Source organism: Flavobacterium ginsengiterrae (genome assembly GCF_039539785.1).
In the GTDB taxonomy this organism is placed as follows: Bacteria; Bacteroidota; Bacteroidia; order Flavobacteriales; family Flavobacteriaceae; genus Flavobacterium; species Flavobacterium ginsengiterrae.
Genome location: NZ_BAABDU010000003.1, coordinates 154,317 through 170,406, shown reverse-complemented (window position 1 = coordinate 170,406; position 16,090 = coordinate 154,317). Strand labels below are relative to the sequence as shown.

The 16,090-nt window shown below is 31.1% G+C and carries 11 protein-coding genes; 9 read left to right on the top strand and 2 right to left on the bottom strand.

Annotation, left to right across the window (positions count from 1 at the left end):
- The first annotated feature begins 110 nt into the window (after positions 1–110).
- Positions 111–1,475, top strand: a complete 1,365-nt coding sequence (locus ABD859_RS03610; protein WP_345140378.1) for a sigma-54-dependent transcriptional regulator — start codon at positions 111–113, stop codon at positions 1,473–1,475.
- Here ABD859_RS03610 and ABD859_RS03605 read toward each other — a convergent pair.
- A complete protein-coding gene (locus tag ABD859_RS03605) occupies positions 1,472–3,913 on the bottom strand; it encodes an ATP-binding response regulator (protein WP_345140376.1) in 2,442 nt (813 codons plus the stop codon). The two genes, ABD859_RS03610 and ABD859_RS03605, sit on opposite strands and share 4 nt — an antisense overlap.
- A 270-nt stretch (positions 3,914–4,183) precedes the next feature.
- Here ABD859_RS03605 and ABD859_RS03600 point away from each other — a divergent pair, with 270 nt between their 5' ends.
- The 4 genes from ABD859_RS03600 to ABD859_RS03585 all read left to right on the top strand — a co-directional run bounded on the left by ABD859_RS03600 (position 4,184) and on the right by ABD859_RS03585 (position 9,443).
- Positions 4,184–6,244: a M23 family metallopeptidase gene (locus ABD859_RS03600; RefSeq protein WP_345140374.1), complete on the top strand. Its 2,061-nt coding sequence runs from the start codon at positions 4,184–4,186 to the stop codon at positions 6,242–6,244.
- A 43-nt stretch (positions 6,245–6,287) separates the two neighbouring features.
- Positions 6,288–7,049: a hypothetical protein gene (locus ABD859_RS03595; protein WP_345140372.1), complete on the top strand. Its 762-nt coding sequence runs from the start codon at positions 6,288–6,290 to the stop codon at positions 7,047–7,049.
- A 155-nt stretch (positions 7,050–7,204) separates the two neighbouring features.
- The gene (locus ABD859_RS03590; protein WP_345140370.1) at positions 7,205–8,224 is read left to right on the top strand and encodes a hypothetical protein; all 1,020 of its coding nucleotides are present in this window, start codon (positions 7,205–7,207) and stop codon (positions 8,222–8,224) included.
- 58 nt (positions 8,225–8,282) lie between these two features.
- Entirely contained in the window at positions 8,283–9,443 is a 1,161-nt protein-coding gene (locus ABD859_RS03585) for a hypothetical protein (RefSeq protein ID WP_345140368.1), read from the top strand.
- Between the two features lie 115 nt (positions 9,444–9,558).
- Here ABD859_RS03585 and ABD859_RS03580 read toward each other — a convergent pair whose 3' ends face one another.
- Positions 9,559–11,460 carry a S9 family peptidase gene (locus tag ABD859_RS03580; protein WP_345140366.1) on the bottom strand — a complete coding sequence of 634 codons (1,902 nt, stop codon included), beginning with the start codon at positions 11,458–11,460 and terminating at the stop codon, positions 9,559–9,561.
- A gap of 288 nt (positions 11,461–11,748) precedes the next feature.
- Between ABD859_RS03580 and ABD859_RS03575 the strand changes: the two genes are divergently transcribed.
- From ABD859_RS03575 to ABD859_RS03560, 4 genes are all read left to right on the top strand, one after another.
- Positions 11,749–12,861 carry an NAD(P)/FAD-dependent oxidoreductase gene (locus ABD859_RS03575; RefSeq protein WP_345143856.1) on the top strand — a complete coding sequence of 371 codons (1,113 nt, stop codon included), beginning with the start codon at positions 11,749–11,751 and terminating at the stop codon, positions 12,859–12,861.
- A gap of 4 nt (positions 12,862–12,865) precedes the next feature.
- Entirely contained in the window at positions 12,866–13,648 is a 783-nt protein-coding gene (mtgA, locus tag ABD859_RS03570) for a monofunctional biosynthetic peptidoglycan transglycosylase (protein ID WP_345140364.1), read from the top strand.
- Positions 13,632–14,594 (top strand): lipid A deacylase LpxR family protein, encoded by a 963-nt coding sequence (locus ABD859_RS03565; RefSeq protein ID WP_345140361.1) that lies wholly within the window; start codon positions 13,632–13,634, stop codon positions 14,592–14,594. The genes mtgA and ABD859_RS03565 overlap by 17 nt, the downstream gene beginning before the upstream one ends.
- Before the next feature lie 76 nt (positions 14,595–14,670).
- Entirely contained in the window at positions 14,671–15,882 is a 1,212-nt protein-coding gene (locus tag ABD859_RS03560; protein WP_345140359.1) for a hypothetical protein, read from the top strand.
- Positions 15,883–16,090 lie beyond the last annotated feature (208 nt).

Here is a 16,090-nt window from a genome sequence, read left to right as displayed (position 1 = left end):
TGTTTTTGGTGAAAAAGAGATTGCATCGTGCAATCTCTTTTTTTTTCGCATAATTTTAAGAAATTATAACTTTAATAGTATTATTTTAGCAAAAAAGTCCCAAAAAGCAAATGCCAAAGATATTAGTAATAGAAGATGATATTTCATTCTGTAAATTATTAGAGAAATTTCTAATAAAAAATAAGTATGAAGTATCTGTCGCTTTTTCCGCTTCAGAAGCCAGAGCAATTATCAAAAATGAATCTTTTGATTTGATTTTGACAGATCTTCGTCTGCCTGATTCTGACGGTATCGGACTTATGTCTGAATTTAAAAATGAATACCCGCAGATTCCCGTTATACTTATGACCGGATATTCTGATGTTAATACTGCCGTAAAAGCAATTAAAAACGGTGCTGCCGATTATATTTCGAAACCGTTTAATCCAGATGAAGTTTTATTGGTAATTACAAATGCTCTTAAAGCAGCCCATACTCAAGAGGAAGAAGAAACCGAAACTCCGGTAAAACAAAAAAAAGCGGTAAAAAAGCCAGTTTCAGCAGAAAATGAATTTGTAAGAGGAATTTCTGTTGCTTCAAAAAAACTCTTAGATCATATTCAGTTAGTAAGTCCAACCGATATGTCGGTTTTAATTATTGGTGAAAGTGGAACAGGAAAAGAAATAATAGCCAAAAGCATTCATCAGCAAAGTCAGAGAAAAAGCAATAATTTTATTGCAGTTGACTGTGGTGCAATTCCGAAAGAATTAGCGGCAAGTGAATTCTTCGGTCATTTAAAAGGTTCTTTTACGGGAGCCATTAGTGATAAAATGGGTTATTTTGAAGCTGCAAACGGCGGAACTCTTTTTCTGGACGAAATAGGAAACCTCTCTTATGAAAATCAAATTCAGCTTCTACGTGCACTTCAGGAAAGAAAAATAAAACCTGTTGGAAGCAATAAAGAAATAAACGTAGATATACGCATTATTACAGCTACAAACGAAGATTTACGCGAGGCAGTAAAAAACGGCGATTTTAGAGAAGATTTATACCATAGAATTAACGAATTTTCTATTCAGTCTCCATCTTTAAAAGATCGTGACGAAGATTTAATGGTTTTTGCAGATTATTTTCTAGAAAAAGCCAATCAGCAGTTAAATAAAGATGTTATAGGTTTTTCGCCAGAAGTAGTTTCTATTTTTCAAAATTACAGCTGGCCTGGAAATTTACGCGAACTTCAAAACTGTGTTAAACGTGCTACACTTTTAACTCAGGGCGATTTTATAGAAAGTGATGTACTTCCAATTGAATTTTTTCAGGCAGAAAAACAAAAGACGGGTTTCAGCAGTGCCAGTTTTTCATTATCTGATAATGAAAAAGAAGCCATTATTCAGGCATTAAACAGAACTCAGAATAATAAATCTGAAGCAGCAAAACTTTTAAAAATTACCAGAAAAACACTATACAACAAATTAAAACAATATAATATCGACTAAACGATTTCTTCTTCTAAAGCTGTAAAAAGTTTAGTCGTTTTTGCTTTTAATGCTGTAAAAATATCTTTTAGATCAGTAATTTCAATATTATTCTGTTCCAGCGTTTTTAATATTATTCCAATATCGCGTGCTTCAATCTGCTTGAACATAGGCGCAATTCGGTGTGCGATTGAATTAATTTCGGGAACATTTTCTTCTAAAACAGCATTTTCAAGCAGTTCCAGATTTTCATTACTGCTTATTATAAAAGCCTTTAAAACATCATTCAACGCATCTTTATCATTTCCTAAAAACTCTTTTAAAGTTTCCAGAGAATATAGTTGAGAGGAGGCTGTTTCTTCCTTATCCTTTATGTCGATTTCAGGCAGTGTTTCGTTGTCTAAAATATGCTGAATGGTTTCTAATAACATTTTTGGAGAGTAAGGCTTTTTTACCACAGTTGTAAAACCGGCTCTGGTGTAAATAGCAGAATCTAAATCAGTTCTACCAGTTAAGGCAATAACGGGCTGATTTTTATAAATGCCTTTTTCAGAATTACGAAGTTTTTCCAAAAACATAAATCCATCAATTTCAGGCATTTGAATATCGGTAATTACAAAATCGAAATTAGTATTCTGAATTGCTTCCAAGGCTTTAGACGCACTTGTAAACGACAAAACTTCATGATTTTCCTGCCTTAAAACACCACTTGTTAAATTAAGCAGATTAATATCGTCGTCAATAACTATAAAAGTTTGTTTTTTGGTGTTTCGTACAATATTTCTTTTTATTTCTTCAACCGTAATTTCGCTGTGATCAAAAACCAGCGGAATTTTAATTTCAAAAGTACTTCCCCTTCCAAGTGTACTTTCAAGATTTATTCTGCCTCCCATAAAAGAAATTATCTTCTGGCAGATTGCAAGTCCTAAACCAGTTCCTCCGTATTTCTTTTCAATGCCTTCATTGGCCTGGGCAAACTCTTCAAAAACTAATTTTTGATTGCCTTTTTCAATTCCAATTCCGGTATCTTCAATAGTAATAATAAAGAAGTTTTCATTTTCAGATACATAAGAACTAATTTTAATATGGCCTTCTTCTGTAAATTTATATGCATTACCAATAATATTCGTCAAGATCTGTTTTAAACGAAACGGATCGCCTACTACTCTGGTATTTAGCTTATCATCGACATTAATAATTAAATCAATGTTTTTCTGCTTGTATACGGTTTGAATATTTCGCGCAGTATCTTCAATAACTTCAGGAAGATAAAAAGGTACTTTTTCGATGCTGACTTTTCCGGCTTCGATTCTTGAAAAATCCAATAAATCCTGAACAAGCTGAGTAATGTATTCAGATGAATTTTTGATGTTCTTGATAAAATACGACTGTCTTGTAGTAATATCAGAATTCCCCAAAAGTTCTGAATATCCAACAATAGTGCTTAAAGGTGTTTTTAAGTCGTGGCTTACGGTCGAGATTAGCTGTTCGCGGCTTTTTAATAAATTCTTGGTTTTAAAATTCGCAATTTCGAGCTGTTTTTTATACACCTGCGATTTTGAATAATCGCTTACAATTAAAACAGAAAAAAACAAAGTCAGAATCAAACCTGCAATTGCCGAAGCCGTTACAATTTCGTTGACTTTTTTAAGAGATTTTTCTTTTAAAGAATTGTTTTTGATTGAATTATTAATGATTTCACGTTCGATAATACGAAGTACTTTTCGAAGTTGTTCCGAAATCGCGATTTCATTTTTTAGCAGTTTGTTTTCTTCAAAATTCAGTGTTTCCTTTTTCTTTTCTGCTTTCATTTTTACATTGCTCAGCAGTTTTTTAGAATTTGCCAAAATAGAATCAGAAGCTTTTTTACTCAGCGTATTCGTGCTGTCATCCGGAATATTCTGGTTTAAATAATCAACATATTTTTGAAGAACATTTCGCTGATAACTTCCCAGTTCGTTTGGGTTTTTGGTAAAATCCTGAAGCTCGAGTTTGCGAAGATTAAACTCCATTTTGGTGATTTCATCAATCGCATTGTTTACAGAAACTTCATCTTCGGCTTTATTTTTTATAGTTTTAAGTTGTCTGATATTTTCTGTTTTTTCAGACAATAAATAATTTACACTATCAAGAAGAGTTTTTTGATATTCTGTAGTAACAATTTGTTTTAAAGTATCGATTCTGGCTTTTAAGGAATCTGTTTCAACAAGATAATTTTTAAAATCACTTTCTGAATTGGTCTGAATGGTTTTTCTCGCCAGACTTTCTGTTTTATAAACGTTAGAAAACAATTTACTAACCCTTAAAATTTTGGTTTTTTCGTGTGCAATTTTGTCTTCAAGTTTTTTGTACACCACATTTTCAGAATACAAAAACCATCCTACAGTAACAACGAGAGCCAATAATGCAACATAGCTGAATAAAACCTTTAAGGCCGTGTAACTTTTTTTGCTCTCCATAATATTTATCTGGGGTTGACGAAGTTTTTTAACATTATAAATCCATGCAATTTATTTAAAATTTCCATTTGTGGAAAGTAAAAGCAAGTCAAATATTTACATAATTCAAATGTTTATAAAATAAAGTAACCGCAGATTATGTAAAAAATTCTATTCTGATTATTTAAGATTTATTTTATTGAGAATAAATTATTGTAAGAAATTTATATTTAATTAAATAAATACTACATTTGTTTTTGTAAGATTTTATTTGTAATTAAATGAATAGATATGGCCAAACTAAAAATTTACGGTAAATCAGATCCTTCGGTGGGAATAAAAGAATATTATTCTATTTATGATCTTTTTGGTAGTTCAACTACGGTACAGCTTGCCGGACCTAATTTTCAGAATATACCTGATGATCAAATTAAATGGAGTGTATGGATATTATTGGGCGGTTCATGGATAAAAACAGAAGAAAATAATAAGACGGGAGCAACGGTAGAATATACATTTTCTCCAAAAAGCCTTAAGCGAAAAGGCATTAGAATGCTGGTTGACATCAATGGAGAAAAAGCAGTTTTAGATATTAAAACAAAGCAGGCTGTTGAAAGCAAAATAATGTTTGTAGAACTTCTCGACATCAATAAAAAGAAACCGACCCAATTATTTAGCTATGGGCAGACTATAGTTGCCCGTGTTCACTGCGTTAATATGGAAAAATTTCCCATCTACGTTACTTTATGGGAAGATGACGGAGGCAAGGGCAAAGAAAATGCAACGGATATTAAAATAGATGAAAAAAAAGGAAATATTCTGGACGGAATAGTTGATGTTGAATTTTATCTTGATCCTGCAAGAGCTTGGCTTGCCAATATAAAACCAGATGCAAATGCTTCAAACGAAGGCGCGTTTCATGAATATTATGTAACAGCAGAGTTTTACAAAAAAGTTTCCAAACCAAGCAAAAGTGTTGATGTAATCAATCCTGATTATAAAGATGATCCTTATGCGCAAAAACCTGCGCCTAAACAACAGGAGCCTGAAACTAAAAAAGAAACCCAAACTCCGGCAGAGAAAAAAGGACCTTCTCAAAAAGAACAGAAAGGAATCGCAAAATCAGACAGAAAGGCTTACGATTATGCTGAAAAGAAAGTTGCTGTAAATACTACCGTATCTTTTGATCCTACTCAAAATTTTGTAGACAGTATGATGAAGGTAGGAAGTAAGGATTCTATTTGGAACCGGAAAGATAAACTTGTGATTTTTCCATTGCTTGTTAAACCTGAAAATGATATAGAAAATAAATGGGGTAGAATTAGAAATTGGGCTTCAAAAGCAGGAACGAATATGACGACTTTTAACTCGAATAGAGATAGTGGTACTAGGAAGCATGCTGCAAGAGATTTATATACAAATGCTCTAGAAACTGTAGTAGCAATAGCAGATGGTAAGGTTTTAGAAGTAAGACTTTTTTATTGTGAAACTTATCAAGTTACTATAAGACACACACTTAAAGATGGGAGAGATTTTATTATTAGATATGGAGAATTAGATCCTAAAAGTATTACTGTAAAAGTAGGTGAATCGGTAACTCAAAAGCAAAAACTAGGTAAAACAGGAAAATTACTTAAATATTTAAAAAAGCAAAAAATATATGTTCCACTAATGGAAATTGATGATGTTACTGTTTTTATGTTGCATTTTGAACATTTTAGTAACGGATCAAAATTTGATTTAAAAAGATTTCCTACCACAAATGAATCTAAACCATATAATAGGAGAAATGATTTGATAGATTCTTTAGCTATATTACAAGAAGGTTATAACAATTCTTTCGGGTCTAATTCAGCAGAATATATTCATGAATCAAGAGAGTTTACAGAACATGATGCAAGACTCGCATTGATGAAAATTTATGATATATATGGTAAAGAAATGGCTAAAACTATAGAAAGCATTTATCGATGGGAAGCAGATCATTTTAAATCGGATCAATATAAAATTTGTGGTTCCGCTGGAATGGAAACCTCTGGAAAAAGCTCTGGTCCTAATTATGGTTGGGATGGATCGTTATATATTAAGTATCCCGAATATAAACCAATTGGGATATGGGAATCTTTTGAAAATAAAGGAAAGAGTGGGTTAGGAGGGAATGATCAAGACAAAATCAATAAGAAAAAATACATTAAATTTCCTTCTGTTGAAGCAGCGATGATGTATATAGCAGATTTTATCGATCGTCACGATGGAAACGTTGGAAGATGGCATTCTTTAACACCGAAAGTTCAAGAAGAATATGTGAAATCAATTAAAACAGCGATTCCAAGAATTGTTAATAAATTCTAATATTATGAAAAATTTATATATATACTTTTTTCTTCTAATTTTTATGAATACAAGTTGTAAAAAAGAAGAAACAATAAGTCAAATCAAAGATTTAAAACAATTAAAAAATAATAAATTATCAGAAACAAAAGATGAACTTGATTGTGGGGACGTAGTTTATCAGATTGTAAAATCAAGTAATTTAAACTTAAAAGATTATAATAACAATTATTTCGTCAGACTTGAAAAAATTATAGGAGATTCAATAAACATAAAGGTATATGTCGAAAATAATTTATCAGATGATCCTAAACAAGAGGAGATTGTTGAGAGTACAATTGCCAGACTTTTATTTTTACCTAATAAGGAGAAATTATGGAATATAACAGCAGATCCAGAACATCCAACTGAGGTAAAGTATAAATATAAAGATTTTGCTTCCATCTATAAATTATGTGGTATTTCTAAAAAAGCATCAATTGATGATTCAAAATTAATAAACACTAATAATATAGATTGTAAAACTATTACTGTTGAAATGGGAAAAGGTGAAGAATGTACTCTTAAAAATACAAATATTAATGATGTGTATGATAATATTATTAATAATCAGGAAGTTGATGACTGTAAATATCTTTTACAATCAATTCCTAAAAGTAATAAAGTTATAATAATCAATAAAGATGGATTGATAAATATTGAGTACAAAATTAAGATAGATAGATTAGAGATTACATTTTATTATGATGGAGGAATTACATCAATAAATATTGAAAAATTAAATAACGAGTCTGTCAAAAGGAGTATTATTTACTATGCTAATTAATAGAAATGAATGTCTAAAATATTATGAAAAAATATGCCTTAGTATTACTTTCTGTATTTGTATTTTTTTTAAGCTGTAAAGAAAAAGATACTGATACTTATAAAAAAAACAATAGTGAAAATATGCTCGCAAATAATGATAAAATAAAATCAGTTTTGATAAAACAAGTTGAGGCCGGCAACGATGAAGTTTATGGAGGATTTCAAGATTACGATAAAAGTGATTTAGACGCTCTAATTATAGTTGCTGAATCAATTTTAAAATCAAATGGATATAAAAATCCCGATAATAATAAATTTAATGATATTGTTAAAAAAGTATTTGTTAGAATAATTGATAATCATTCTACAAATGAATATTTAAAGATTGAAATAAACGAGAATAAATGCGATAAAAGTTTAATATATTACCCATATACTGCTGATGCTCAATATTTATATGTAGTAAAAGGTAAGTTTGTTACAAATTTTTATCCTCTACCTACTGTAATTGACTATTTAAAGTTATTTCCTGATGTTGCAAAATTTGAAAAAGAAGATATACTTATTGAAGATAAAATTGAAAATATCCAAACAAGAGCATCTCAATGGAAAGATGATTTAAAATATTTATCTGAAACAAGGGAAAATAATATTCAAACACTTGTTAACCGTAACAAATATTTATTCAACGATAGTAAAGCAAGTTTGGTCTGGCTTAAATTTCATGACGAATACTTTTTAGAATCTTTAGTTAAAGTTTTTGGTTATGTTGGAGATAAAGATTTATTAAAATGGGTTTTAGATCGAAATTTAAATGAAGAAGAATTTACTAAATTGCTATTTACTAAAACCTGCGATAATAAATATATTTTCAATAAAGAGATTTTTGAAGTGATGACTCAGGCAGATGTAAAAAGCCAAGAAAATTACCTTCTTTTTTTAAGAGGAAGAACAGATTTTCCTAAACTGGATGATCTTAGTTTTAGAGATGCGGCTAAAATCAATGCATTGTATTGTTATTATGCAACAAAGTTTACGGCAAGTATAGAACGAGGTGATGTTTATACTTTTTTTCCAAAATTAAACGATCCCAAATTTGAAGAAGAATTTAAGAAAAACAACTATTACAATCTTCCAGATTTTAAAGGATTATATGATGATACTAAGTCTGGCGGCATTGGTTTGCCTGAATAAAAATATGTTTATTAAAGATAATTAATGAAAAACAGATTATTAAGGTCAAAAGAGAAAAATGAAATTAATTTTAATTCCAATTCTACTCTGTTTGTTTTCATGTAGTAACAAACAAAATAATTCTGTAGAGAATAAGGCGAAAATAAGTGAGACTTCAACTACGAAAGAAAATATAGAAATAGAAAAAATATTATTGAGACAACTTAAAGCTGGAGGTTATGCTAGTTATTATGATACTGATTATGCTTATTATAAATATGATAAAAGTGATTTAGAAATAACATTTAAACCTATCAGACAAATATTAATCAAATATGGCTTTATATTCATAGATAAAGATGTTTTTAATAGGAAGGTCAAAACTATTTTTGGAGATATTGGTCGTTACGATGATATTTTTTATATTAATAATTCAAATAAATGTTTTAAACCACAAAAAGTGGACTATTATGATCCAGATGGTTTTAGGAACGATTTGTATTTTAGCATTGAAGACAGAATAATTTTGAATTTATATTCATTACCTGAGATTATTGATTATCAAAATGACTACAAAGAAATTGCTTCTGAAGAAGATAAAATTCCAACAGAAGTAAGTAAGATTGGAGAAACAGAAAAAATATATATAACAAAATGGAAAGATATTAAAGATTTAGCACAGCAACGAGATAATAATATTCAAACACTTGTTAACCGTAACAAATATTTATTCAACGATAGCAAAGCAAGCTTGGTCTGGCTTAAATTTCATGACGAATATTTTTTGGAATCGTTGGTTAAAGTTTTTGGTTATGTTGGAGATAAAGATTTATTAAAATGGGTTTTAGATCGAAATTTAAATGAAGAAGAATTTAGTAAATTGCTATTTACTAAAACCTGCGATAACAGATATATTTTCCATAAAGAGATTTTTGAAGTGATGACTCAGGCAGATGTAAAAAGCCAAGAAAATTACCTTCTTTTTTTAAGAGGAAGAACAGATTTTCCTAAACTGGATGATCTTAGTTTTAGAGATGCGGCCAAAATAAATGCATTGTACTGTTATTATGCAACAAAGTTTACGGCAAGTATAGAACAAGGTGATGTTTATACTTTTTTTCCAAAATTAAACGATCCCAAATTTGAAGAAGAATTCAAGAAAAACAACTATTACAATCTTCCAGATTTTAAAGAATTATATGATGATACTAAGTCTGGCGGCATTGGTTTGCCTGAATAAAGTATATTTATTAGAAATAATTAATTTATAAACAGATATTAGAATGTCTCTAAAATAAAATAACCGCAGATTATGTAAATAATACTGCGGTTATTTTTATTTGAAAGCTTATTGATTATAAAGTCTCGTTTAGCCATTTAAAGAATTCTCCCTGCCAAACCTGAGCATTTTGTGGTTTTAAAACCCAGTGATTTTCGTCTGGGAAATACACAAAGCGGCTTTTGATTCCTCTTAATTGAGCAGCTTGGAAAGCTTCTTGTCCTTGACCAATTGGCACACGGAAATCTTTTCCTCCCTGGAAAATCAAGATTGGTTTATTCCAGTTTTGAACCAAAGTTGCAGGATTAAAAGTAGTATACGCTTTTTGCGCTACAGCATTATCTTTTTCCCAATACGGTCCGCCAAAATCCCAGTTGTTAAAGAAAACTTCTTCTGTAGTTCCTAACATTGAAACGGTATTGAAAACGCCATCGTGAGCAATAAAAGTTTTGAAACGGTTTTTGTGAATTCCTGCTAAATAAAATACAGAATATCCTCCGTAGCTTGCACCAACACATCCTAAACGGCTTTTGTCAACGTAAGATTCTTTCGCAACATCATCAATTGCAGAAAGATAATCGTCCATAACCTGTCCGCCCCAATCTTTACTAATCTGTTCGTTCCACTCAACTCCATGTCCTGGCATTCCACGACGATTTGGAGCAACAACTACATAACCTTTAGCAGCCATTAAAGAGAAATTCCAACGGAAAGAATATGATTGCGTTAACGGAGATTGAGGTCCGCCTTGGCAGAACAATAAAGTTGGATATTTTTTTGAAGCATCAAAGTTTGGAGGCAAGATTACCCAAACCAGCATTTTTTTACCGTCGGTTGTAGTAACGTAACGTTTTTCTGTTTTGCTTAATGCTAAAGTTTTATAAGTATCGGTATTTACATTTGAGATTTGTTTCCAAGTGTTTTTCTTTAAGTTAAAAGAAAAAATCTCACCTGCGTGATTCATGTCAGTTCTTGTAACGATAATATCATCTCCAGAAAAACCAACTAAATCATTAACATCAAAATCTCCGTTTGTCAATTGGCGAACATTGATTGCAATTTTAGTCAACCCAGGAAAATTAACAGAGAAAAGTTGTTTTGTTCCGTCAATTGGTGCGACAAAAAATACTGTTTTTCCGTCTTTGCTCCAGATAAAATTATCTACAGTTCCGTCCCAGTTTGCAGTTAAGTTTGTTTTGATTCCTTTAAACTCAACAATAATATCGTTTTTATCAGACTCGTAACCGTCACGTTTCATTTGTAGCCAAGAAAGATTTCCTGTTGGAGAAAATTGCGGTGCAGTATCGTAGCCTAAATTACCTTCAGTTTTATTAGTTGTTTTTTGAGTTTCTAAGTTGTACTCATAAATGTCTGTGTTGGTAGAAATCGCGTAAGCAGTTCCCGCTTTTTTCTTGCACACATAAAAAATGCTTTTGCTGTCTGGTGACCAGATATAATCTTCGTCACCGCCAAAAGGTTTTTGCGGAGAATCAAAAGTTTCACCTTTTAGAATGTCAATTCCTTTTGCGCCTTCTTTGTTTTCTTTATAAAAAACATGATTAAATTTTCCTTCGTTCCAGGTATCCCAATGGCGGTAATCTAAACCGTCGTAAATTTGAGCGTCAGATTTGCCAAGATTTGGATAGAAATCTTTTCCTAAAACACTTTCGAGTTTTACTTCATCATTATAAACCACAAATTTTCCGTCAGGCGAAATGTTTTTATCAGCAAGAATATCTTTTGTGTCTTTAATTTCAACAGCATTTCCGCCATTTACAGGAATAGTGTAAATTTTAGATGTCGATTTGTTTTCTTCAACAGAAGGAGTAGAAACCTTAAAAACTATATTTTTTGCATCTTTAGAAATTCCAAGCGGCGTTACGCGTCCTAATTTCCATAACAATTCCGGCGACATTACATTCTGCCCAACAGCGTTTAAACCCATCATTATTAAAGTTGTTAATAATACTTTTTTCATAATCTATTTATTCTATTTTTTGTGCGCTAAAAATACAACTTTTAAATCCCAAATTGTTAAATTCCAAATTCCAAAAAATGTTAAAGTTTAAAATATGAAATTCCAATATTTAAAAATTCCAAATCCTAAAAAAAAAGTGGCTTCGAGTCCGCTCAGCCTGACAGCTCCAACAAAAAAATGATTTAGAGTTTTGGAATTTAAGATTTTTAAATATTGGAATTTATCTAAAAATTGTAATTTAACCCAAGATTGGAATTTGGATTTTAAATATTGGAATTTATCAAAATGATGGAACTAAGCTACTGGGAACTAAAAAATTGGTTCGCAAATATAGATTATACTATTGTGGGAAGCGGCATCGTGGGCCTGCATGCAGCATTACGCTTACGCGAAAGATTTCCTGCTGCTAAAATTCTGGTTTTAGAACGTGGTATGCTGCCACAAGGGGCGAGTACCAAAAATGCAGGTTTTGCCTGTTTCGGAAGTTTGTCTGAAATTCTGGAAGATTTAAAAACGCATTCAGAAGATGATGTTGTGACATTAATAGAAAAACGCTGGAAAGGCTTGCAGTTACTTCGAAAAAAACTAGGAGATCAGGCAATTGACTTTAAACCTCATGGCGGATATGAATTATTTTTAAAAGAAGACGAATTTGGATTTAACGAATGTGTTTCGAAAATTCCGTTTATCAATGAAATTTTAAAACCACTTTTTAAAGCCGATGTTTTTTCGAAAGAAGTTGACCGGTTTGGCTTTGGAAATACTAATGAATATTTAATTTTTAATCCGTTTGAAGGACAAATCGATACCGGAAACATGATGCAGGAATTGCTGAAACAAGCAGTTTCGGCAGATATTTTAATATTAAATCAGCAAACCGTAAAATCATATCTTGATGCAGGAAATCATGTTGAAATTGTGGTTAATGATTTTAGCTTTAAAACCCGTAAAATATTTTTTGCTACAAATGGTTTTGCGGGCGAATTAACAAAAGGCGCTGTAAAACCGGCAAGAGCACAAGTGCTTATTACTGAGCCAATTCATAATTTAGATATTAAAGGAACGTTTCATTTAGATCATGGGTATTATTATTTCAGAAATATTAATGACCGCATTTTATTAGGAGGAGGCCGAAACCTTGATTTTGAAGGCGAAACCACAACCGAATTTGGACAAACGAAAATTATTCAAAATAGATTGGAAGATTTACTGAAAAATGTAATTTTACCAAATCAGGATTTTCAGATTGCGCACCGATGGAGCGGCATTATGGGAATTGGAAACAGTAAAAATCCTGTTGTTACTCAAGTGTCTGAAAACGTGTTTTGTGGAGTGCGTTTAGGCGGAATGGGAGTAGCGATAGGCAGTTTAATAGGAACAGAATTAGCAGATTTAATATAGTAGAATGGCAGCAACCAAAAAACCAGCACCAAAAACGACTACAAACAAACCAAAACCTAAAACAGCATCTTCAAAAAAATCGAATCGTTCTTTTGGAGAAAAAGTAAAATGGTTTTTTATAAAAGCTGCTTTGTGGTTTTTTGGCGTTTCGATCGCCTCAGTTATATTTTTCAAATATGTACCCGTACCTTTTACACCTTTAATGGTTATTCGTGCTATCGAAAATAAAATGGCAGGAAAAGAAGTTTATTTTGATCACGACTGGGAACCTATCGAAAAAATTTCCATGAATTTGCAAAAAGCAGTTATTGCCAGTGAAGATGCTACTTTTTTAACACATAATGGTTTTGATTTTAAGGCGCTTCAAAAAGCATATAAAAGCAATGAACGCGGTCGCCGAATTCGTGGGGGAAGCACCATTTCGCAGCAAACAGCCAAAAACGTTTTTTTATGGCAGGGAAAAAGTTATTTCCGTAAAGGTCTTGAAGCTTATTTTACTGTTTTAATTGAAATTATCTGGGGCAAAGAACGTATTATGGAAGTTTACCTAAACAGCATTGAAATGGGCGATGGCGTTTACGGTGCTTATGCTGCAACAGAACATTGGTATCGTCGTGATGCTTCGAGTTTAACGCCAATGCAGGCAGCGGGAATTGCAGCAATTCTGCCTAACCCAAGAAAATTTAAAGCTACAGGTTCGTCAAGTTATATTATTAGAAGAAAAGAAAGAATCGTGCGCGAAATGCGTTACGTTGGAAAAATACATTACAATGGTAAAGAGAAGTAAGAAAGCGCTTTTTGCTTTTCTAATATTGACTACAACGCTCACTTTTGGACAAGGAAAAACTACAGAAATAGGTTTTATAACCGATAATGATTTATATACATCGTCTAAATACGATATGTATTATACCAACGGACTGGAACTTTTTTATAGGTTTTTATCTAAAAACGACAATCAGAAAATCAATAAAAAAATTACCGAGTTTAGAATTGGACAGTATCTTTATAATCCAAGATTTATAAACAAAGAAGCCGTTACGATAAACGACCGTCCTTTTGCAGGTTATCTTTTTGCCGAAGCCGGAAGAAGCTTTTTTTATGAAAGTGAATCAGTTTTAAAAACAGATTTTCAAATTGGATTTATAGGTCCAAATTCGCTTGGAGAAAATTTGCAGAAAAGTTTTCATGATATAATCGGTTATAAAAAAGTCTACGGCTGGGAAAACCAAATTCATAATGCGCTTGGTTTACAGGCACATGTTATGTATTCTAAAAAAATGTTTCCATCAGAACATAATGATTTTGTAGACCTGAATTGGCAGTCAGAAGCTAATTTGGGAACTATCTTTACAGGAGTTTCTACAGGTTTTATGACGCGGTTTGGTTTTAAAAAACTCCTTCCAATTTACGATTCCAATCTTCACGATGCTTCGGTAAGTGCCAATGCACAGCCTAATATTAGAGAGTTTTATTTCTATATTATGCCAAGTGTAAATTATCAGTTTTATGATGCTACGATCGAAGGCAGTATGTTTAACAATACAAGTCCAATAACTTTTGATTTGGTACCGCTTCGATTTAATGGGGAAGCTGGTTTAAAATATCGCCATAATAATTTTAATATTTCCTATTCTTTCATTTACCGTGGAAAAGAATTAAAAGATCCGGGAATTGATACCAATAAAGGATATTTTTATGGATCGATTAGATTGGGATTTTTGCTGAAATAGGTTTTGTGACATAGTCTGAAATTTGATTTTTTGTGCAAGTTTTTTTACGGTAACTATTAATCAATAAATATCAAATATGATAAAAGAGTGGAATAGATTAGCGTCTCCTGTTTTTCTTGTTTCTTTGGTAATTCTTCTTCTCAATGATCTAATATTTAAAACTGTTTTTCATAATTATATCACCGGAAAATTATCTGATTTTGCAGGACTTCTTGCTTTTCCGTTTTTTTGGAGTGTATTATTTCCAAAAAGAGTTAAAGAGATTCATATTGCTGTAGTTTTATTTTTTATTTTTTGGAAAAGTCCTTATTCAGAAGTTTTTGTGAATTTTTTTGGACTTTATCGTGTTATAGATTTTTCAGATTATATAGCTTTAGTTAGTGTTTTTATTTCGTTTCAGTTATTCAAGAAAGAGATCGTTATATATAAAGTTCAACCTATATTTATAAAATTTATATTTCTACTTTCTTGTTTCTCTTTTATGGCCACCACACAGGGGCATGAAGAAGTAGAAACATTTGAGGATGGTTTTTCTTCATATCTGTATCTTAATAATCAAACGGATAAGAAAATAATAGCTGTAATTGATTTTGAATTTTCTGAAAATGAAATTACATTGTTTAAAGAGCAACAAATTAAAAGGCTTTTAGACCATTATAAAAAAAATATCAGTAGTGAAGAAGGAGCTGAACGCAGATTAGTTTATAAACCATCTGATTCGCTTCGAATTGTACAAGAAGTAAATGATGAATGGTTTATACGACAAAAATATAATAGTGTACACTCGATTTTATTAGATAAAGAAGAGGAAAAATATATTGCATTGCCTTTGCATCTTAGTGATACATTAATTGGTTTTCCTAAAAGTTTTAAAATTTTATTTTTAGATGTTAATGGAAATGTATTAAAAAGCTATAATAAGAAAGAATTTTTTAAGAGAAGAAAAAGCAAAAACTTAAATGAATTCTCAAGAGGACAAATTTTTAATTTAACTTTTGGAAAGAAAAAAGAACCTTTACATAAATCTGATTGTTATGGTAAATGGGAATCTGATGGGAAAGGCGATTTTAATAAAATAGAAATCAATTCTAATTATTTTATTAATGATAATAATGGAGAGGTTTACGATTGTCGTTATAGTAATGACAGCATTTTTGTTTATTCTTTAAAGAAAATACATATAGGAATTATTAAAAAAGGAACGAAAGATAGTCTTGTAATTTCCTGGAATAATGAACGAGATTTGATGTATGTTAGGTCTAAAAAACCAAGAGTTTTGGCTCGTTAATTTTAGTTATGTTATTCTACTTTGAATTATTTTTTTAATATTAAGATCAGCCTTCAGGAAATTAAGAAAGTTCCTTTTTTTTAATTGAAAATAAAACTTTTCCCCCCTTGCTGGCGCGAGCGTCCCGCTCGTGAACGAAATCAAAATCAATAAAAATGCTTCAACTTTCTTTTTCGAATATGAGATCATTGAATCGTGATATGCACGA

Coding starts and splice junctions, on each gene's coding strand:
- ABD859_RS03605 (WP_345140376.1), bottom strand. CDS start 3,913: ATGGAGAGCAAAAAAAGTTACACGGCCTTAAAGGTTTTATTCAGCTAT.
- ABD859_RS03575 (WP_345143856.1), top strand. CDS start 11,749: ATGGAACTAAGCTACTGGGAACTAAAAAATTGGTTCGCAAATATAGAT.
- ABD859_RS03600 (WP_345140374.1), top strand. CDS start 4,184: ATGGCCAAACTAAAAATTTACGGTAAATCAGATCCTTCGGTGGGAATA.
- mtgA (WP_345140364.1), top strand. CDS start 12,866: ATGGCAGCAACCAAAAAACCAGCACCAAAAACGACTACAAACAAACCA.
- ABD859_RS03560 (WP_345140359.1), top strand. CDS start 14,671: ATGATAAAAGAGTGGAATAGATTAGCGTCTCCTGTTTTTCTTGTTTCT.
- ABD859_RS03565 (WP_345140361.1), top strand. CDS start 13,632: ATGGTAAAGAGAAGTAAGAAAGCGCTTTTTGCTTTTCTAATATTGACT.
- ABD859_RS03595 (WP_345140372.1), top strand. CDS start 6,288: ATGAATACAAGTTGTAAAAAAGAAGAAACAATAAGTCAAATCAAAGAT.
- ABD859_RS03580 (WP_345140366.1), bottom strand. CDS start 11,460: ATGAAAAAAGTATTATTAACAACTTTAATAATGATGGGTTTAAACGCT.
- ABD859_RS03585 (WP_345140368.1), top strand. CDS start 8,283: ATGAAATTAATTTTAATTCCAATTCTACTCTGTTTGTTTTCATGTAGT.
- ABD859_RS03610 (WP_345140378.1), top strand. CDS start 111: ATGCCAAAGATATTAGTAATAGAAGATGATATTTCATTCTGTAAATTA.